This is a genomic window from Halopenitus sp. POP-27 (genome assembly GCF_029889855.1).
Lineage (GTDB): Archaea > Halobacteriota > Halobacteria > Halobacteriales > Haloferacaceae > Halopenitus > Halopenitus malekzadehii.
On the sequence record NZ_JARANU010000013.1, the window covers coordinates 53,641 to 73,068 of the forward strand.

Genomic DNA, 19,428 nt, shown 5'->3' on the forward strand with positions numbered 1-19,428 from the left:
CCCGACAGGGAACGCGACGACGGAGTGATGTCGGGAGAAGGGTCGGTGTCCGGCTGTGGACTCCGATCGGTGGCGTCTCAGACAGTTGGTGTCGACGCCCCAGCCAGCAGGGAGCTTATAAGTCGAGCGCGTGCTCGGCGACCGTCGTCTTCTGGATCTCGGTCGTCCCGCCGATGAGGCTGAGGATCTTCGCGTCGCGGAAGTACCGTTCGAGGGGGTAATCCGTCCGGTAGCCCGTCCCGCCGTGGATCTGGATCGCGTTGCGGGTGACGTACTCGACGACGTCGCTTGCGACGTACTTCGCCTTGCTGGAGGCGCGGGTGTCGCCCTCGCCGGCGGCGATGTCGTGGGCCGAGTTATAGACGAGGTGGCGTGCGCCGTCGAGCTTGGCGTCCATCTCGGCGACGAGCACCTGAACGGCCTGGTACTGGCCGACCGGGTTGCCGCCCTGTTCGCGGTCGCCAGCGTAGTCGATCGCCTCCTCGAAGGCCGCCGTGGCGATGCCGGTCGCGATCGCGCCGAGGCCGGTTCGGGCCATGTCGATCGTCCCCATCGCGATCCGGAAGCCCTGCCCGACCTCGCCGAGCAGCGCGTCCGCGGGAACGGCGACGTCCTCGAAGGTGGAGTCCCCGGTGACGTGCCCACGCATCCCCATGAACTCCACGCGGTCGAAGGTGAAGCCGGGAGCCTCCTCGGGGCTCGGAACGAGGAAGACGCTGACGCCGTGGCCCTCCTCGGGCGCCGGCCGTTTCCGCGCGACGACGAGGTGGACGTCCGCGACGCCGGCGTTCGTTCCGAAGGCCTTCTGCCCGGAGATCGCGTAGCCGTCGTCCGTCTCCTCGGCGACCGTCGACAGCTCGGTCGGCGAACTGCCCGCGTCGGGCTCGGTGAGCAGCATCGAGCCGATCGACTCGCCGCGGGCCATCGGCTCGAGGTACGCCTCCTTCTGGGCGTCCGTGCCGTGATGGGCGATGGGTAACGCCGCGAAGGTGTGGCCCTGGATGCTCTCGGCGACCGCGCCGCTCGCCTGCGCGATCCGCTCGATCACGAGACAGTACGAGAGGAAGTCGGACCCCTCCCCGCCGTATTCCTCGGGCAGGAGGACGCCGAGGAGTCCACGGTCGCCGGCTTCCGCGAGCACGTCGTCGGGGAACTCGTCGGCGTCCTCGATCGCCTCGGCCCGCGGGGCGACCACGTCGGTTGCGAAGGCGTCCGCCCGGTCACGGAACTCCCGATGCTCCTCGGAGAGCGCGCTCTCGATGAGGCTCATAGGCGTGATAGCGCCGCACGCCCTAATAAGTCCCGCGGGCTCACGCGAACGGTACCCGAGTTCGCGCAAACAGCACGCGAGTTCGCGCAAACGACACGCGAGTCGTGCGTGCTGCGGCGCCGCCGGAGGGGACGATTTATGTGGAACGACCTCCCACTGGCGGGTATGAGGGATGTGTACGTCATCGGGGCCGGCCAGTCGCCGTTCGGCTCCTTCCCCGACGAGACCTACCTGACGCTGTTCGAGACGGCCTACGAGAACGCGCTGGAGAGCGTGGGCGGCGAGTTGGACCCCGACCGCATCGACGAGGCGTTCCTCGGAACCCTCGGCGTCGGCGGCCGACAGATCGGCCTGAGCAGCCCGGCGGTCACCGAGCACCTGGGACTGCACGGCGTCCCGACGACCCGCGTCGAGAACGCGTGTGCGGCAAGCGGCTACTCGTTCCGCTCGGCGCTGACGGCCGTTCGGGCCGGCACCGCCGACGTCGCGTTGGCGGGCGGCTACGAGGTGATGACCGACACGAGCGCCGACCAGACCAAGTGGTGGCTCGGCGTCAGCGGCGAGACCGAGTGGGAGCGGATGAGCGGGACGACCTTCGCCGGCGTCTACGCACAGATGGCAAGCGCCTACCTCGACGAGTACGACGCCACCGTCGAGGACCTCTCCCGGGTCGCGGTCAAGAACCACGGCAACGGCGCGAAGAACCCGAAGGCGCACCTCGGCTTCGAGTGTTCGCTCGAGGACGCCAACTCGGCACCCGGCGTCGCAGACCCGCTCAACCTCTATCACTGCTGTCCGACCACGGACGGCGCCAGCGCGGCGCTGCTGGCCAGCGAGGAGGTTGCCGCCGCGTTCGACGGTCCCGCCGTCAAGGTCGCCGGCGCCGGCGCAGCTAGCGGGCGCGTGGGGCTGTTCCAGCGCGAATCGCTCACGAGCATCCCCGCGAGCGTGCAAGCGGGCGAGGAGGCGTACGCGGAGGCGGGAGTCACTCCCGACGACCTCGACTTCGCCGAGGTTCACGACTGCTTCGCGATCGCCGAGCTGCTGGCGTACGACGACCTCGGATTCTGTGAGCGAGGCGAGGCCGGCCGGCTGCTCCGGGAGGGCGTCGTCGATCCCGACGGCGAGCTGCCGACGAACACCAGCGGCGGCCTCAAATCGAAGGGCCACCCGATCGGCGCCACCGGAACCGGCCAGGTCGTTGAGGCGTTCTCCCAGCTGCGCGGGGAGGCCCACGTCCAGGTCGACGACCCGACCTACGGGCTCACCCACAACGTCGGCGGCAGCGGCGGCGGGGTGACGGTTCACGTCTTCGAGCGCACGGAGGTGGACGCATGAGCGACGAGCGTGACGTCGCGGGAGATCTCGCGACCGACGGCGGGACCGCGACGGACGCCGATCCGGTCGGCATCGAGACCGCGGCGATCCGACTGCCGGCGTTCCGGCTCTCGAGTGAGGAGATCGCGGACGCCTGGGGCACGAGCCACGCCCCCGGTGTCGAGCGGAAGGCCGTCGCGGGCGCCGACGAGGACGCACTGACGATGGCGGTCGCCGCCGCCGAGCGCGTGCTCGCCGGGGGAGACGAGGGGGCGGCGGAGGCGACCACGACGGTCGTGGACCCCGGCCGAATCGACCTCGTCGTGACCGCAACGACCACGCCGCCGATGGAGGAGGGCGAGTTCACGCCGCGGCTCGTTCGCGCGCTCGGCCTCCCGACGGACGTGGCGACCGCGACCGTTCGCGGATCGACCGCGGCCGGCGGCGAGGCGCTTGCCCGCGGGCTCGAGGCCGCCAGGTCGGGCACCACGCTGGTCGTCGTTTCCGACTCACCGGCGGGCGACCCGGCCGAGACGGACCACCCGATGGGTGCCGGCGCGGCCGCGTTCGTGCTGTCGGCCGATCCGGCGGTCGAGGTCGGCGAGCCGGCCTGGCACGTCGAGGAGTATCCCGGGATCCGTCACCGCGAGCGCGGCGCCGAGACGGTCGACACGCTCGACATCACGACCTACCAGCGAACGGCGATCCGCGAGTCGATCACCGCGGCGACCGAGGCGCTCGCCGACGACGGCGGGCCCCTTGAGGCGTCGGGGCTCGAGGCGGTCGACGCCGCCGCGGTCCATCAACCGAACGGGAGCCTCCCGTATCGCGCGACCGGCGATCTCCCGCTCGACCCCGGGACGGTGCAGGCCGGCACCGTCGCCGACCGGATCGGCGACGCGGGCGCCGCCACGGTCCCGATCGGTTTGCTCGCGGCGGTGGCCGCCGAAGCCGGCGAGGCGGACGACGATCCGTCCGATGAAGGTGGTCCCGAGGACCGCCGGAGCGTCGCGACGTTCTTCGGCGGCGGCACCGCGGTCTCGATGGCCTGTCAGGGGACGCTGTCGGTCGACGGGATCGACGAACTCGGCGGCGGGGAGCCGATCACCTACGACGACTACCTCCGCAAGCGCGGCACGATCGTCGACGGCGCGGTCGCGGGCGGGGGCGCCCACGTGAGTCTGCCGAACTGGCAGGGCTCGCTCGACCAGCGGTACCGGCTCGTCGCTGGGCGTTGTCCGGAGTGTGGCGGCGTGACGTTCCCGCCAACGGGCGCCTGCCGGGAGTGTCACGAGCGCGTTACCTTCGAGGAGTTCGAGGCGCCACGGACCGGAACCGTCCGCGCCGTGACCGTCATCGGTCAGGGGGGCGCACCGCCGGAGTTCACCGGCCATCAGCAGCGTGACGGCGCCTACGGGGTCGCGATCGTCGATCTCGGGGAGGGTGACGACGAGATCACGCTTCCGGGGCAGTTGACCGACGCCGACCCGACCGCCGTCGAGGTGGGCGAGACCGTGGTCGCGACGGTGCGTCGGATCTACGAACAGGAGGGCGTCCCGCGGTACGGCGTGAAGTTCGTCCCCACGGACGCGGAGTCCACGGACGCCGAGTAGGTCATCGACCTCGGGGCGGCGCGATCACTCCCGATCGAGCCCGAACTCGTCCCACCGCTCCCGAACAGACTCGCGAACGTTCTCCGGAAACGACTGCTCGAAGGTGACACGGGGCGCGATGTACTCCTCGTCCCAGCGCGGGTCCCACGTGGCGGCGATGTGGAGCCGCGAGCCGGTCTCGCCGTCGCGTCGGTAGCGCGTCGCGGTCGCGCTCGGGGCGTGCGGCTCGCTGAAGGCCCAGTCGTTGGCGGGATGCGCCTTCACCCACATGTCGTCGAGCGCCTTCGCGAGGTCGGTCGGATCCGAGTTCTCGTCGACGATCAGGACCTTATCGAAGAGGTTCGAAAAGGAGAACAGCGTGTTGGCGAGCTGCCACTCGAAGCCGGCATACAGGATCTCGCTGGCGACCAGACAGATCCCGAGCCCGCCCTCAGGCGGCAGCCTGACCCATCGAACCGGGGAGACGCCCCAGTAGCCGTTGACGCGCCGGGAGAGCCGCGCCGCCTCGAGGAGACTCACGATCTGGGTGTCATCGGACAGCGGCGCGCCAAGCGGCGCGAACGCCACGATCGGGTCCTCCCGGGTCGCGATCCGGTCAGCTCGCACCACGGCCGTGGCGGTCGCACAGGTGGCTTCCCACGCCGCGCGCCACTCATCGGCCGCGGTCGCAGCATCGACGGCGGTCGTGGTCGCCGATCGTCGATCGCCGCGATGGGCCGGTTCCGGATCGGCGGTCGGTTCGAGAACGCCGTCGATCCGAACCTCGGCGTCGCGAGGGACGATCCTGTCGGCCACACGGGAGACGGCCACGGGCGCGAGACCGGCTGCAAGCTCGGGCGTGTCGGTTCGGACACGGTCGCCGATCCAGCCCTGCAACGCCGCCAGGAGCACCGGCGCGGAGACGCCAAGGAGCACGCTGACTCCCGTCGCAGCCGCGTCCGCAGTACCGTCGGCTGGAGTGCCCTGAGCGCGCTCGAGACGGTCGTGAAACGCGCGGGGGAGGATGATCCGGAGCCGTGAACTGCCGCGCACGTCGCCGCGGACCGGGACCCACGTCGTACCGGCATCGGGACCCAGATCGACCGCGAGCACGCCGAGCGACACGAGGGGACGTGCGTTGGCCGACAGCGTCGGCAGTCCGAGGGTGTGCAGATCGAGAGTCGGGTCCGGCGTCGCTGCCGGCTCCGCGTCGCTCCGCGGGACCGGTTCGGTTCCTCGCCCGGCAAGCAGATCGAGCAGGTCGTGGTAGGCGTGGGTGGATGGAACGGCGTCGACGTCCTCGCCGGCGGTCAACGCGTCGCCGATCCGGTCCCACGGTTCGCGATCGTGGGCCGCAAGCTGGTCGGGGCCGCCGAACGCGCCCGCGACGAACCGAACGCGGCCGGGCGTTTCCTCGAAGATGACGGCGGGTCCGCCCTCGCGTGCGGCGACCGAAGCGACCGCGGCAGCCTCCTCGTCCCAGTGAACGCGGTCGTCTATCGAGACGATATCACTCCGATCGCGAAGCCGCGAGAGGTGATCGCGGAGCCCGATTCCGGGTCCGTTCATCTGCGCCATCCTCCGGCCGTCGGTTCACGATCCGGCCGGTCACCGAGCAGGGCGTCCTCGAGGGCGACCGACACGCCCGCCTCACGGAGCGTCTCGCGTGCCCGTCGCTCCAGCTCCGGTGGCCGATCGACTGCCGGTGACGATCGGGTCGCGTCGATGTAGGTCTTTGCCGTCTTCGCCTTCGAGGTGCCGGTCTGGATGTCGCCCTTCTCGCTGGGGGTCTGGTAGATGTTGAGCGGCACCTTCGGCATCGTCTCGACGCCGAACTGGTGGAAGTCCGCGTCCGGATCCGCGTGCAGCGCCAGCGCCTCCACGACCGCTCGGGAGTCGGTCGGTTCGACGTCGGCGTCGACGAAGACGAAGAAGTCGACGTGCAACATCCCCCAGGTGGTGAAGATGAAGTTGGCGAGTTCGTGGAGATAGCCCGGTTCGGTGCGGTCGGTGGCGATCACGTAGACCGTTCGCGGGGTGGACGTCCACGGCGCACAGCACTCGACGTCGAACCCGGCGGTTCGTAGCCCCAGCGTTGCGTCGGGGCCCACACAGCCGGCCTCCATCGAACTCGTGGAGTTCTCGGCGTAGCCGACGCCCGACCCCTCGACACAGAACGGAATGATCGGGTCCTCGCGGTGGGTGATCGCGGAGACCTCAAGGACGGGCATCGACCGACGGGGGCCGTGCATATAGCCGAAGTAGTCGCCGAACGGCCCTTCGTCTCGCCGGGCATCCGGCACGATCTCCCCCTCGATGACGAGCTCGGCGTTCGCGGGGACTCGAAGGTCGTTCGTCTCACACTCCACGAGCTCGATCGGTTCGCCCTTGAGCCCGCCGGCGAACTCGGCCTCGCTGCGGTCGGTCGGGATCCACATCACCGACGTGTACTCGACGGCCGGCTCTGCGCCGACGACGATCGCGACCGGCATCGGCTCGCCGCGGCGTTCGTACTTGTAGTAGTAGAGGTTCGGCGTCTGTTCGCCGGCAAGCAGGAGGACGCTTGCGGTCTCGCCGTCGTGGATCATCGCGCGGTGATACGACCAGTCGACCCACTCCGAGTCGGGATCCGGTGCGACGAGCGTGTGGAGGTTCGAGTACCGGCCGCCGTCGCCGGCGTGGATGTATGGCCACGGGAACCGGAGGAGGTCGACGTCCTCGCCGTACAGGACCCGGTCTTTCACCGGCGCGTCCTCGGCGTCGACCGCCGTCGGCGCGATCGGGTCCTGGAGGCGGTCGATCACCTCCTCGTAGAACTCAAACCGCGAGAGGTCGGCGGGAAGGTCAAGCCCGAGAGCGATCCGGTTCCAGGGCCGGTCCCCGCTCCCGCGGTAGGGATCGCCGACGAGCCTGGCGGCCTCGGTCCGTTCGAAAAGCGGGACTCGTGCGTCGCGCTCGTTGGCCAGCATCGTGATCGCGCTGGCCTCGAGGTTCCAGGACACCGACTCCTCGACGCGTTGGAGGTCGTCGTGTGACTCGAGGACCGCGAGGTACTCCCGGAGGCTGTCGACCGTCATCGGTGCCCACCGCCGGCGTGAGATATGTGCCCGATCATTCCTCGGCGTCCGTCAACGCCGATCGGAGCCCGGCCCGATCCCGTTCCACCTTGCGATCGACGTATGCCTCCAGCAGCGCCGGATACTCCTCGGCGAGGTGATCGAGCATCAGCCGTCGGCTCGCCTCCGAGACCGAGTCGAACTCGCCGGTCCGTTCGAGATACAGCAGGATCGTCTTCACCTCCGCCGAGCGCGTGTTGATGACTGTGCTTTGGTCGGCGGTCTCCTCCATGATCGACTCCAGCAGGTCGACGTCGACGTCTGGCTCCTCGACGTCGGCCTCGATGACGTCGATGTACCACCGCTCCTCGACGTTCTCGTGAGGGCCCTTCAGTACCGTCAGCGGCTCGGGATCCGAGAGCGATTCAGGATCCCGGCTGACCCGGGCACGCGTGTCGAATATCTCCTTCGTGTGTTGGTCGGTTACCTGCAGCCGGATCTCCCCGTCCTCCGGGTCGGGCGGCAGGTTCGTTTCCGATGTCACGTACGTGCCGGGCATCGTCTGCCGAATGGTACGGGGGAGCGATAATAAAGCCTTGCTGGACGCGCGTCCGGCGAGGGACGCCGTTCGGACGAGCCGGGAGCGGTGGCGGGGACGACGGCGGCGGTCGAACGACGGCGGCGGTCGAACGTGGTCGATCGAGACGACGGAATGGCTACCGACTCAGTCAGCGGCGGCCGGTTCGGCGACGTCGGCGTCGTCACCGGCATCGTCCGCGGCGTCGCCGTTCGTGGCGTCGTCCGAGTCCTCAGCGCGCGGGAACTGGCCGATCGTCTCCGCGCGGAACGCGTCGACGTCGAACGCGTAGTCCCCGTCGAGGAACTCGATCACCTGCTCGGTGTCGGCCATCGCGTTCTTCAGACAGGTCGAAGCGCCCGGCGAGGGCGTGATGTTGAACAGGATGTCCTCGCCGGTGATCTTCGCCTCGCCCATATCGAGGTCCTTGGCGTCCGTGTCGACGATCTGCGGCCTGACGCCGCCGTATCCAGATGCCCGGTCGATATCGGAGAGTTCGACGGTCGGCACGACCTTCCGGACGTTCGGGAGGAAGGCGCGCTTGCCGACCTCCGGAAGGTCGTAGACGAGGTTCCGGAGGACGTAGGGCAACAGGATCCGGTCGGCGAGGATGTTCGCGTAGCTGAGGAACGAGTCGGGCGAGAAGCCGAAGACGTCGAGGAAGTCGCCGGCGGTCGAAAAGCGCCCCCGCTCGAGGGTGGGCACGACCTTCGCGGTCGGGCCGAACCGCGTGATGTCGCCGTCGTGAACGTCGGCGTCGCCGTGGACCGCGGCGAACGGCAGCTTCTTCATCTGCAGGGTGTAGACCTTCCCGTTCAACAGGTCGTCCGCGAGGAAGAAGCTCCCGGCGACGGGCAACAGCGACATGTTCTGCCCGTAGCCCATCTCCTTGGCGATCTGGAGGCTGTGGGAGCCGGCCGCGACGACCGTGGCGTCGGACTCGAAGATGCCGTTGTCGGTGGTGATCCGGAACCCGTCACCGTCGTCGTCGATGTCGGTGACCGTCGTGCCGGTGTAGACGTCGACGCCGTCCTCCTCGTCGGCCAGGTCGACGAACGACTTCGAGACCGCGCCGTAGTCGACGACGTAGCCGTCGGGCGTCTGCAGCGCGCGCAGTTCCATATCCGGGTCCCGGCCTTCGACGACCTTCGGTTCCAGATCCGCGATCTCCTCGCGGTCGATCGATCGCAGCTTGGGGTAGAGGTCGCCAAAGCCCTCGTCGTGGTACCGCGATTCGAGCTTCTCGACCTCCTCGTCGCCGACCGCGAGCACCATCTTGCTGCGCTTGCTGTGCATCTCCCGGTCGGGATCGTGGTTCTCGAGGTAACCAGCCAGCAGCTCGGCACCCTCCTTGACCTCCTCGGCCTTTTCCAGGGTGTAGTTCGTCTCGATGTCCCCGAAGTGCAGCGTCTGGGAGTTGTTGGTGTGATGGGAGTTGATCGCCGCGATCTCCGGCTCCTTTTCGATCAACACGACGTCCTCGACGTCGGTGAACTTCGCTACCGTGTACAGTAGCGACGCCCCGCTGATGCCCCCTCCGATGATGGCTAGGTCGTATTCATCCGTCATGGTTGGCGTGAGGTACTCTCGTGTCCATCTGGAACGCCAGTCGTTAATTTACTTTTCATACGCGATTCATCCCCGGCACCAGAATACACAATAATCGGTTCTTATGTACCGAATTCTGAATCAGTTTCGCGTCGGGAGCGGACGCGCGGCGACGCCGCTCGCCCGAACCGGGTCGTGTCGGCCGAGGGGATCGACGGCGGCGTCGTGAGGTCGCGTGCCGTTTGCCCCGCCTCGATGGGTCCGGCACGTCTGCGAACGCTTTTGAGGCCGCGATCCGACCGTATAGGTATGCAAATCAGCGACAGCGATGGGGTGCGAACGGTGACGTTCGACCGGCCCGACGCGAAGAACGCGTTCACCGAACAGGCCGCACGGGACCTTGCGGAGGCGATATCGGGGACGTCGACGGACGACCACGACGCGATCGTACTGACGGGGGAGGGCGACGCGTTCAGCGCGGGTGGCGACATCGAGGCGATGGCCGCCCGCGAGGAGACGGCGGCCGAATCCTTCGAGCGCGTACAGGACACGCTCGGGCGGGTCGTCGAGTCAGCGATGACGAGCCCGGTTCCCATCGTCGCGAAGGTGAACGGCGACGCCGTCGGGGCCGGGCTCGCCGTGACGGCGGTCAGCGACTTCGCGTACGCGGCCGAGGACGCCACCTTCGGCTGTGCGTTCGTCCGCGTCGGACTCGTGCCGGACACCGGCGGAACGTTCCTCCTGCCGAAGCTCGTCGGACTGCGGGCGGCGAAACGGCTCGCGTTCACCGCCGACTTCTTCGACGCCGCCGAGGCGGCCGAGCTGGGCCTGATCAACGATGCCGTCCCGGCGGACGAGCTCGAGGATACCGTCGCCGACCTCCTGGAGACGCTCGGGAAACGGCCCTCCGAAACGATCGGGCTCGCCAAGCGGGCGATGCACGAAAACCTGGGAACCTATTGGCGGGAAGCGCTCGAACAGGAGCTGTTGACCCAGTCGTTGGCCTACGGAACGCCCGACCACGAGGAGGGCGTCTCCGCATTCCTCGAGGGGCGCAGCCCCGACTTCTCCTGACCGGCGCTCCCGCCCGCTCCACGGCCGAAACCCGGACCCGATCCCGGCGATCACCGGATTCGCGATCGAGACACATCAACCGCGAATCAATGATTGTGAACGGACAGGTTCGGGTGATCGATGTTCGAGACGACCGAGCCGATCCCAACCCATCCAGACCGGTCCATCAAGCCGACGCCGGCGGTTAGAACTCCGCGACCGCCGTCGACGCGTCGATGACGGTTTCGGCGTCCTCGGGCAGCAGCGCGACGACCAGATAGTCGGCGAACTCCTCGAAGTAGTCGATGACGCGCGCGATCCGGTCGGAGTCGATCGCCTCGAGCGAGTCGAACAGCATCACCGGCATCTCCTCGTAGACCTCGTGAACGAGGTAGCCCGCGAGCGCGAACACGAGGCCGATGACCTCCCGTTCGCTCTCCGAGAGGTGGTCGATCGTGTCCCGGTAGGAGGTTCCGTCGTCGGCCACGCGGACGATCTGGAGATCGAACGTGCTCTTGGTCACCTTGCGGCGCCCCTCACGGACGTTCCGCGTCTTCCGCTCGATCCAGATGCGCTCGATGTTGTCGTACTCGAGCACCTCGAGGACGGACGCCATGTGCTCGTTGAACGACTCGACCGACTCCTCCTCGATCCGGTCGACGCGCGTCCGGAGTTCGGTGAGTTCCTCGGCGATCTCCTCGCGTCGATCCTGCAACGATTCGTGCTGTGCCTCGGCGCTCTCGCGCTCCTCGATCTGGTCGTCGATGTCCTTGAGGTCGGACTCGAGCCGGTCGATCCGGAGGTCCAACTCGTTGGCCTCGCGGTGAAGTTCGAGCACGTCGTCGTACTCCCCGCCGACCGTTTCGGTCTCGTCCTCGAGCTCCTCGACGCGCTCCTCCTGGTCGTCGATCCGATCCTCGAGGTCCGCGATCCGGTCGTCGGTCGTCTCGATCTCGGTTTCGATCTCCGACAGCCGGCGGCGAGCGCGGTCGAGCTCGCGTTCGGTTCGCTCGATCTCGGACTTCTTTGATGTGAGGTCGTTGATCTGCTCCTGCAGCTCGTTGCGCTCGCTGAGCTTCTCGGTGCGGAGGTCACGCAGCCGGTCGACGGTCTCCTCGATCCGGTCGGCGTCGACTTCCGACCCACAGGTCCAACAGACCGTCCGATCCGCCTCGGCGACGAGCTGGTCGGTCAGCTCGCCGGTGCCGCCGTCGCCCGCGACGTCGGCCTCCTCGAGATCGAGGCCGTCACCCTCGAGCATCTCCTCGTTGAAGCTGATGACGCTGCCCAGTTGGCTGAGCGTCTCGTTCAGTGCGCGCTGGCGGTTTCGAAGCTCCTCGATGCGTCCCGCAAGCCGCTGTGGGTCCTCGTCGGCCGCCTCGGCCTCCGCGAGCCGCGACTCCAACTCGTCGCGTTCATCGGTGAGGTCCGCGAGGGTCGTCCGTTCCGCCTCGAGCTCGAACTCGAGGTCCTCGAGATCCGACCGGGCCTCCCGGAGCCGGTCGAAGGCGTCCTCGATCTCCTGTTTCTGTGACCGGCTCTCTTCGAGGCTGACGTCGGCCTCCTCGATCGCCGCCTGCACCTCCTCACGTTCGGCGCGCGCCTCCTCGAGCTCCGTCTCGATCTCGGTCCGCTCGGTCTCGAGCGACGGCAGCTCGCTTTGGAGGCGCTCGTACTCGTCGATCTGGGAGTCGATGCGCTGTTTCTCGCGTTCGAGCTCCGTGATCTCCGATTCGATGTCCGCGGTGTCGACCGGGCGCATGATGAGCTCGCGGAGGTCGTCGCCGCGCTCGACCGCACGACGGGCCTCGTTGTTCTCGAGCAGGAACGCGAACAGGTCGGCCAGCTGTGGGTCGTCGAGATACGGATCGCCGCCGTAGGAGACCTGATCGCCGTGTCGCGTGAGCGTTCGCGTGTAGGTCTCCTCGCCGATCTCCAGCTCGACGGACCCCTCGTCGGCGTCGCCCTTCAGCGAGGACCGTTCGCTGCCGAGTCCGGCCATAATCGCCTGCAGAAACGACGTTCTGTTCGTCGCGTTCCGACCGCTCAGTACAGTCACCCCGGGTGCAAACGTCAGTTCGTCCGAGTCGATTCCCCCGATGTTTTCAGCCGCCACGCGGACCTCCCGCGCGGATGTCTCGCGACTACTCATTGGTGGCGTAACGGACGCCTCATTGATAACTGTTCACCTCTTGGACCGCCACGACCGGGGTCGAAGAGCACTCACAGCGGATCGACGATCCCGACGGATGGTCGATCGGACGGTTTCGATGGGCGGGGCGATCAGGCGATTCCGGCGGACGATCGATCAGGCGGTTCCGGCGTCGCAGTCGCAGCCACCCTGTCGAAGCAGTTCGCTCGCGGTGTAGTCGGTGCCGCAGTCGCTACAGACCACACGGACGTCGACGAACACCTCGTAGTCCCGGTCGGTGAGTTTATCGCCCGAGACCAACGTCTCGATCGTGGACTCGGTGACGGCCGTGGTCCGTCCCTGCAACCGCTCGAGCGTCTCGGTCTTCCGCTCGAGCAGGTTCTCCGACCGGTCCGGCAGCTCCGCCTCGCGGTATTCCGTCAAGTACGTATAAATAGCCTGATGAGTGACGAAATCCGAGAGAACCTCGTCAACGTCGACGCCCGCATCCTCGAGGTCACGCCGTTTACGCATCTCGTCGGCCCGCGGGACGTCGTCGTCGGTAAGCGTTTGATAGGCGCTGTCGATGTCGGTTTCGGCGACCGCCTCGCCGGCCTGCCTGAGCGCGGCCTCGAGAACGGATCGATTGAACTCCTCGGCCAGATCTCGCAGGCTCGTTCGCTCTCCGGTCGCGCCGGTCCAGGCATCCTCCAGTTCCGCTCCCTTCCCGACCAGGTCGTACTCATCGATGACGCGTGCGACCTTCGTGTTCGGCCGTGATGTCTCGCTCATACCGGCCCGTTCGTTCCGAGAGATTACAAATATATCGGTGTAAAACCGATCGATTAATAATTCAATATAAACCGGTAAAACATCCGTTATGAACGTGGAATGGACAGATTTCAGATGGGATGAAACCGTCGTCAAACCCCATCGGCAGGCGCGTGGAGAGCGGATCGATGGTGGTCTCCCAACCGGCGGACCAACGGTCTCCGTCCACCGGACCACCGATCGCCACCAACGAACGATCATCAGCAACGAACGATCATCAGCAACGAACGATCATCAGCAACGAACGATCATCAGCAACGAACGATCGCCACCAACCGAACCAACGATCGCCACCAACGAACGATGGCGAACGTACTCCAGAGAGCGAAGGCGGGGCTGTCTCCGGCATGCGAAAAGGTACCGATCGGAACGGGAACGAGGATCCATACAGATTTATGAGTCTGCCTGCGCCCTGTTTAGACACGATGTCCAAGCCACTGATGGCGGCTCGGCACCCATCCTCGGCGCTCCCGGATCCGGAGACAGCCGAGAACGTCATCTACAATCCGTCGCTCGAACGGTTACGATCGTTCTCACGCGACCTCGAAACCACCACGGAGTTCGGGTCGCCCTCGTACGTCAGTCGCGAGCGGTCGCGGAACGCCGACGCGACGACGAACGCGATCGACCACGAGTTCGACGCCGAAGACGAGGAACTCATCGCCGACGTCGTCCAGTTCGCGGCGGACGCCGAGATGGTCTGTCTGGACCGCCAGGTCGGCCGGCATCCGGACAACACCTACGTCTGCCGATTCTACGTCCCGAAGTCGTACGGACGCATCGCGCTGGCCGTCGCGAAGCTGTTCGAACCCGTCGACGGCGACCGTGAGCCCGACTTCTACACCGTCCAGATCCCCGACTGGGAGGACGTCGCCGTCCGGATCCTGCCGGAGGCCGGTTTCACGGCCGTCGTCGGCAGCGATTACACCGGCGAGGCGAAGAAGTCCTTCCTGCGGCTGTTTATGTACTACGCGAAACGGCAGGGCGGGCTGGGGCTGCACGCCGGCAGCAAGCGCGTTCGGCTGCTGACGGAGGACGTCGAGTCGCCCGACGACGACGTCGGCGAGGCGATCGACGCCGACGATGCCGAGGGGCTCGAGACGATCGGCCAGCTCTTCTTGGGCCTGTCGGGAACCGGCAAGTCGACCCTGACGGCACACGGCCTCTGGCTGGACGAGCCCGAGGACGCGACGATGCTGCAGGACGACGTCTGTGCCCTGCTGCCCGACGGCTCGGTGGCGGGCAGCGAGGGACAGGGCCTGTTCGTGAAGACCCACGGGCTCGACCGGGAGACCGAGCCCGCGATGTACGACGCGACCACCGACGAGAGCGCGATCCTCGAGAACGTCGACGTCGCCGAGGACGGGACGGTCGACTTCGACAGCGACCGATACACGACCAACGGCCGCGCGATCATTCAGCGCGAGGAGCTGTCCTCGGCCGGCGAGGACATCGACCTCGACACGGTCGATCAGGTCTTCTTCATCACGCGCAACCCCGCGATGCCCCCCGTCGCGAAGCTCACTCCGGAGGAGGCGGCGGTCGCGTTCATGCTCGGCGAGTCGATTCAGACGAGCGCCGGCGACCCGACCGCGGCCGGCGAGTCGATCCGGGTCGTCGGGACCAACCCCTTCATCGTCGGCTCGGAGGGTGAGGAGGGCAACCGATTCCGCGACCTCATCGCCGACCTGGACGTCGACTGTTACGTGCTCAACACCGGCAGCGTGGGCGACGTCGACGTCGGCGTCGAGGACACCATCACGCTGCTGCGGTCCATCGCGCGCGGCACCGTCGAGTGGACGACCGACGAGGCGACGGACCTGACGGTGCCCGCGGCGGTTCCCGGGATGGACGTGAGCCGGTTCGACGTCGCGAGCACCCTCGAGAACCACGAGGAGCGGCTCGCCGAGCTTCGACGGGAACGCGAGGAACACCTCGCGCAGTTCTCGGACCTCGACGACTCCATCGCCGACGCGCTCTATTGAGCGCCCGGACTCGAGCCGGAGCGGAAGCGGGCCGAATCGGAAGCGGGCCGAAACGGAAGCGGCAACGAGGCTCGACGGACATCGATCGCGGCAATCCTTTTGGCCATACGTCGCCACAGCCACGCTATGTTCGATCCGACGCCGGCGGCTGCCTCCGAACCCGGAGCCACGGCCGTCGCGGCGATCGCGGACGGGATCGACGCCGCCCGTCCCGAGACGGTCGTGGACGAGACGGTCTCCGTCTCGACGGACACGCTCCGGGTCGGGACGGATCGGTACGACCTGGCCGCATACGACGAGGTGATCGTGCTCGGCGGCGGGAACGCCGCCGGCCGACTGGCCGGCGCTCTCGCCGACCGGCTCGGCGACGGACTCGACGGCGGGGTGGTCGTGACCGACGACCCGGTTCCAGCAGGGCCGATCGAGGTCGTGGAGGGAACCCATCCCGTTCCGAGCGAGGCGAACGCCGCGGGAACGCGCCGTCTCCGCCGCCGAGCACGGGATGCCGGTGAGGGAACGCTCGTGTTGGCGCCGCTCACCGGCGGCGGCAGCGCGCTGTTGACCGCCCCGGCGGAGGGGGTCACGACCGACGAGCTCGCGTCCCTGACCGATGCCCTTCTCGAGAGCGGCGCGCCGATCGAACGGATCAACGCGGTCCGAAAACACGTCTCGGCGATCAAGGGCGGCCGGCTCGCACACGAGACCGCCCCCGCGACGACCGTCGGGCTGCTCATCAGTGACGTGACCGGTGACGATCCGGCGGTCGTCGCGAGCGGACCGCTCGCGGGCGACCCAACCACGTACCGCGACGCGCTCGCGGTCCTGACGGAGTACGGCGCCGACGCCCCCGACTCGGTCTGCCGACTGCTCCGCGCCGGGATGGAAGGGGACCGTCCCGAGACGCCGACACCGGCGGATCCTGCCGTCGCCGCCGCATCGATCCACGTCCTGGCGACCAACCGGACCGCCTGTGCCGCCGCCGTCGAGACCTGCGAGACGGCCGGATTCGAGACGCTGTTGCTCTCCGCGTCGGTTCGGGGCGAAGCACGTGAGGCCGCGAAGACGCACGTCGCCATCGCCGAGGAGATCAGCCGGTCGGGCGAACCGGTCTCGCCCCCGGCCGCGGTCGTCTCCGGTGGCGAAACGACGGTCACGGTCGACGGCAACGGGACGGGCGGCCCGAACGGGGAGTTCGCGTTGAGTGCCGCGATCGAACTGACGGACCGGGCGACGGTCGCCACGGTCGACACGGACGGGATCGATGGCCCGACCGACGCGGCGGGCGCGATCGTCACCGAGGAGACGTGTTCGACCGACGGCGCCGGCGGAAACGGCGGCCAACGGGAGGCTCACGCGCGCCTTCGCGACAACGACGCGTACTCGTGGCTCGCGGCCCGTGACGCGCTGCTCGTCTCCGGACCGACGGGGACGAACGTCAACGATCTCCGGGTCGTGATCGTCCCGGCGGCGTCGTCCACGCCCGACGATCCACCGGAAAGTCAATACTTATACGAGTCCCACGACTGAGTCCGATAATGAGCGTCTTCGCGAACGGACGGTGGTCGATCGATGAGTGACTCCCAGAACGACATCCGGGCGTACACCCTCCGGCTCGAACTCGTCGATGAGCCGGGCGAGCTGCTCCGGTCGCTCCAGCCGATCGCGGACAACGGCGGTAACCTCCTGTCGATCTTCCACGAACGCGGAAACGTCACGCCGCGCGGGCACGTCCCCGTCGAGGTCGACATCGAGGCCACCCCGGACCGCTTCGAGAAGATCGTGGACGCGCTCCACGATGCGGGGATCAACGTCGTGCAGGCGGGCACCGAGCGCTACAGCGAGGGCCTGACGATCGTGTTGTCGGGGGACGTGATCGAGACGGACCTCTCGGACACGCTCTCGCGGATCCAGGCGTCGGCGAACGCCACCGTGACCGATCTCTCGCTGTCGGCGCCGGAGGGAACTGCGGACACCTCGAGTGCACGGCTCGACATCGCGGCCGAATCGGGCGCGACCGACACCGTGCTCGAGGGGATCCGCGAGGTCGCCGAGGAGAAGGATCTCCGTCTCATCGAACCGCTCACCACGGGAGGCGACCGATGAGGCTCGCGGTGATGGGCGCCGGCGCCGTCGGCTCCTCGGTCGTCGAGCTCGCCGGCGAGTACGGTCACGACGTGACCGCGTTCGCGGACTCCCGAAGCGCCGTCGTCGACGCCGACGGCATCGACGCGCCGACCGTCCTCGAGCGAAAGGAACGCGACGGGGTCGTCGGCGATGCCGAGCCCGAGACGGCGCTTTCAGCCACCTACGACGTCCTCGTTGAGGCGACGCCGACGACGCTCGGCGACGCCGAGCCGGGAATGTCCCACGTCGAGGCCGCCCTGCGTCGCGACCGACACGTCGTGCTGGCGAACAAGGGGCCGGTCGCCGAACGCTACGGCGACGTTCGCGAGCTGGAGGCCGACAGCGAGGGGCGAGTCCTCTTCGAGGCCACCGTCGGCGGCGCGATGCCCGTCCTCTCGACGATCACCGACATCGGCCCGGACCACATCACCGCCGTCCGGGGCGTGCTCAACGGCACGGTGAACTTCGTGCTCTCGCGAATGGCCGCCGAGGGGCTCGATTACGAACACGTTCTCGCGGAAGCACAGGACATGGGCGTCGCCGAGACGGACCCGTCCTTCGACGTCGAGGGAACGGACACCGCGCTGAAGGGGGTCATCCTCGCGAACGTCCTCGCGGACGGACGCGAATACACCCTTGCGGACGCGGACGTCGAGGGCATCGTCGATATCCCCGGCAGCGTGCTCGAGTTGGCCCGTGAGGACGGGCGTACCGTTCGGCTGATCGTCGAGGTTCGTGCGGGCGAGATCCGCGTCGGCCCGCGGCTCGTCCCCGAGAACGCGGCGCTCGCGCCGACCGGGACGACGAACGCGGTCCAGCTGGAGACCGAGCACGCCGGCCAGCTCAACGTCTCCGGTCCCGGCGCCGGCGGCCCGGAGACGGCAAGCGCCATCCTCGCCGACGTCGACCGGCTCTCCCACGAATAGACGCCGACGTCGAGCACGCTCGCTGCGTATCGATCCATGTGTCGTCGGCGCCGCACTCGCCGCGCTCACCGCCACGATCGACGGCGCTCCGTCGGCGACGAACGGTCGGGCGCTTTTAGTCCGATCGCGGGCGCTCGGGCGGTGCGGCGTCCGTTCCGTCGAGCACCGCGGGTACGTCGCCGGCATCGAACGCCACGTCCCCGACGCGCGTGGACTCGATGAGCGCGGCGAGCTGTCGCAGGGGGATCTGGCCGGGCGCGTAGTCGGCGTCGTCGTCGACGAGCGGGGCGTATCCGAGCGTCGACCCGTAGACGTGGCCGATCACGCGGACGTGGCTGCCGAGTTCACCCATCGCGATCCCCGCGACGGATCGACCGGCAGCGGTGGCCGCGCGGACGACCTCGAGCACCGTGAGCGTGTCCGAGAGGTCGTCCGGGTACGTGGCGACCTTGGCGACGTCGCCGTACTCGGCACATTCGGCCACGATCGCCGCGAGCACCTCCGCGTCGGGCGTCGACTCGAAGTCGTGGTGGGAGACGACGACGTCGACGTCGTTCGCACGGAGGTCGTCGACGATCCACGAGGTACCCCGGGCCGTCTCCAACTCGAGGTCGACGAGGGCGACGTCGTCGAACCGGGAGGCGGCAACGAGGGTGTCGAGGCGACCGTCGTCGTCGGCCGTCCCGCCGAACCAGCGGTTTCGGTTGGTGGCGAGGATCGGCAACTCACCGTCGTAGGCCGCAAGTTGGTCGATCGGGTCCGTGGCCTTGTCCATCCGGAACTCGACGAGGTCGGCCACGTCCCGCGCGTCCGCCTCACGCGACAGGTCGCTGGTCGTGGCCGCGAGGGCGAACTCGTCGAGGGTCATACTCCGCCGTAGTTCGTATCCAGGTATAAATGTTGGTTCCATCGGCATCCCTCTCCCCGCCGTCCTCAGGCCGCCCGTTCCGGGGGCGGATCGCTCGGAGGGAACAGGAGCGCGAGGAGGGCGGCGGTATATCCATCGGTCCGGACGATC

At 68.1% G+C, this 19,428-nt stretch carries 15 protein-coding genes; 7 read left to right on the forward strand and 8 right to left on the reverse strand.

Translation table 11 applies throughout. The features are described from left to right. Positions 1 to 115: 115 nt before the first annotated feature. Positions 116 to 1,270, reverse strand: coding sequence for an acyl-CoA dehydrogenase family protein (locus OQF70_RS09330; RefSeq protein ID WP_280537195.1), 1,155 nt, complete (start codon positions 1,268 to 1,270; stop codon positions 116 to 118). A gap of 165 nt (positions 1,271 to 1,435) precedes the next feature. On the opposite strand from OQF70_RS09330, the gene OQF70_RS09335 reads away from it, so the two are divergent. Together OQF70_RS09335 and OQF70_RS09340 are read left to right on the forward strand one after the other, a co-directional pair. Beyond that, positions 1,436 to 2,608 (forward strand): beta-ketoacyl synthase N-terminal-like domain-containing protein, encoded by a 1,173-nt coding sequence (locus tag OQF70_RS09335; protein ID WP_280537197.1) that lies wholly within the window; start codon positions 1,436 to 1,438, stop codon positions 2,606 to 2,608. Beyond that, positions 2,605 to 4,200 carry a zinc ribbon domain-containing protein gene (locus OQF70_RS09340; protein ID WP_280537199.1) on the forward strand — a complete coding sequence of 532 codons (1,596 nt, stop codon included), beginning with the start codon at positions 2,605 to 2,607 and terminating at the stop codon, positions 4,198 to 4,200. The genes OQF70_RS09335 and OQF70_RS09340 overlap by 4 nt, the downstream gene beginning before the upstream one ends. Before the next feature lie 24 nt (positions 4,201 to 4,224). Here OQF70_RS09340 and OQF70_RS09345 read toward each other — a convergent pair whose 3' ends face one another. The 4 genes from OQF70_RS09345 to OQF70_RS09360 all read right to left on the reverse strand — a co-directional run bounded on the left by OQF70_RS09345 (position 4,225) and on the right by OQF70_RS09360 (position 9,381). Further along, entirely contained in the window at positions 4,225 to 5,748 is a 1,524-nt protein-coding gene (locus OQF70_RS09345; RefSeq protein ID WP_280537201.1) for a UbiD family decarboxylase domain-containing protein, read from the reverse strand. Continuing rightward, the gene (locus OQF70_RS09350; protein ID WP_280537202.1) at positions 5,745 to 7,256 is read right to left on the reverse strand and encodes a UbiD family decarboxylase; all 1,512 of its coding nucleotides are present in this window, start codon (positions 7,254 to 7,256) and stop codon (positions 5,745 to 5,747) included. The genes OQF70_RS09345 and OQF70_RS09350 overlap by 4 nt, the downstream gene beginning before the upstream one ends. A 34-nt stretch (positions 7,257 to 7,290) precedes the next feature. Then, positions 7,291 to 7,794 carry a hypothetical protein gene (locus OQF70_RS09355; RefSeq protein ID WP_092816871.1) on the reverse strand — a complete coding sequence of 168 codons (504 nt, stop codon included), beginning with the start codon at positions 7,792 to 7,794 and terminating at the stop codon, positions 7,291 to 7,293. Between the two features lie 165 nt (positions 7,795 to 7,959). Then, positions 7,960 to 9,381: an FAD-dependent oxidoreductase gene (locus tag OQF70_RS09360; RefSeq protein ID WP_280537203.1), complete on the reverse strand. Its 1,422-nt coding sequence runs from the start codon at positions 9,379 to 9,381 to the stop codon at positions 7,960 to 7,962. 288 nt (positions 9,382 to 9,669) lie between these two features. Here OQF70_RS09360 and OQF70_RS09365 point away from each other — a divergent pair, with 288 nt between their 5' ends. Continuing rightward, positions 9,670 to 10,434 carry an enoyl-CoA hydratase-related protein gene (locus OQF70_RS09365; protein WP_280537204.1) on the forward strand — a complete coding sequence of 255 codons (765 nt, stop codon included), beginning with the start codon at positions 9,670 to 9,672 and terminating at the stop codon, positions 10,432 to 10,434. A 184-nt stretch (positions 10,435 to 10,618) separates the two neighbouring features. On the opposite strand, the gene OQF70_RS09370 is transcribed toward OQF70_RS09365, so the two are convergent. Together OQF70_RS09370 and rdfA are read right to left on the reverse strand one after the other, a co-directional pair. Next, positions 10,619 to 12,565, reverse strand: a complete 1,947-nt coding sequence (locus tag OQF70_RS09370; protein ID WP_280537205.1) for an archaea-specific SMC-related protein — start codon at positions 12,563 to 12,565, stop codon at positions 10,619 to 10,621. 156 nt (positions 12,566 to 12,721) lie between these two features. Further along, positions 12,722 to 13,336: a rod-determining factor RdfA gene (rdfA, locus tag OQF70_RS09375; protein ID WP_280537206.1), complete on the reverse strand. Its 615-nt coding sequence runs from the start codon at positions 13,334 to 13,336 to the stop codon at positions 12,722 to 12,724. 464 nt (positions 13,337 to 13,800) lie between these two features. Between rdfA and OQF70_RS09380 the strand changes: the two genes are divergently transcribed. The 4 genes from OQF70_RS09380 (at position 13,801) to OQF70_RS09395 (ending at position 18,410) form a co-directional block, all read left to right on the forward strand. Further along, positions 13,801 to 15,360 (forward strand): phosphoenolpyruvate carboxykinase (ATP), encoded by a 1,560-nt coding sequence (locus OQF70_RS09380; protein ID WP_280537208.1) that lies wholly within the window; start codon positions 13,801 to 13,803, stop codon positions 15,358 to 15,360. A gap of 126 nt (positions 15,361 to 15,486) precedes the next feature. Then, a complete protein-coding gene (locus OQF70_RS09385; protein ID WP_280537209.1) occupies positions 15,487 to 16,887 on the forward strand; it encodes a DUF4147 domain-containing protein in 1,401 nt (466 codons plus the stop codon). A gap of 42 nt (positions 16,888 to 16,929) precedes the next feature. After that, positions 16,930 to 17,463 carry an amino acid-binding protein gene (locus tag OQF70_RS09390; protein WP_280537210.1) on the forward strand — a complete coding sequence of 178 codons (534 nt, stop codon included), beginning with the start codon at positions 16,930 to 16,932 and terminating at the stop codon, positions 17,461 to 17,463. Beyond that, positions 17,460 to 18,410 carry a homoserine dehydrogenase gene (locus tag OQF70_RS09395; RefSeq protein WP_280537212.1) on the forward strand — a complete coding sequence of 317 codons (951 nt, stop codon included), beginning with the start codon at positions 17,460 to 17,462 and terminating at the stop codon, positions 18,408 to 18,410. The genes OQF70_RS09390 and OQF70_RS09395 overlap by 4 nt, the downstream gene beginning before the upstream one ends. 115 nt (positions 18,411 to 18,525) lie before the next feature. Here the strand turns inward: OQF70_RS09395 and OQF70_RS09400 are convergent, their stop codons facing one another. Further along, the gene (locus OQF70_RS09400; RefSeq protein WP_280537241.1) at positions 18,526 to 19,209 is read right to left on the reverse strand and encodes a type I 3-dehydroquinate dehydratase; all 684 of its coding nucleotides are present in this window, start codon (positions 19,207 to 19,209) and stop codon (positions 18,526 to 18,528) included. Between the last annotated feature and the right edge of the window lie 219 nt (positions 19,210 to 19,428).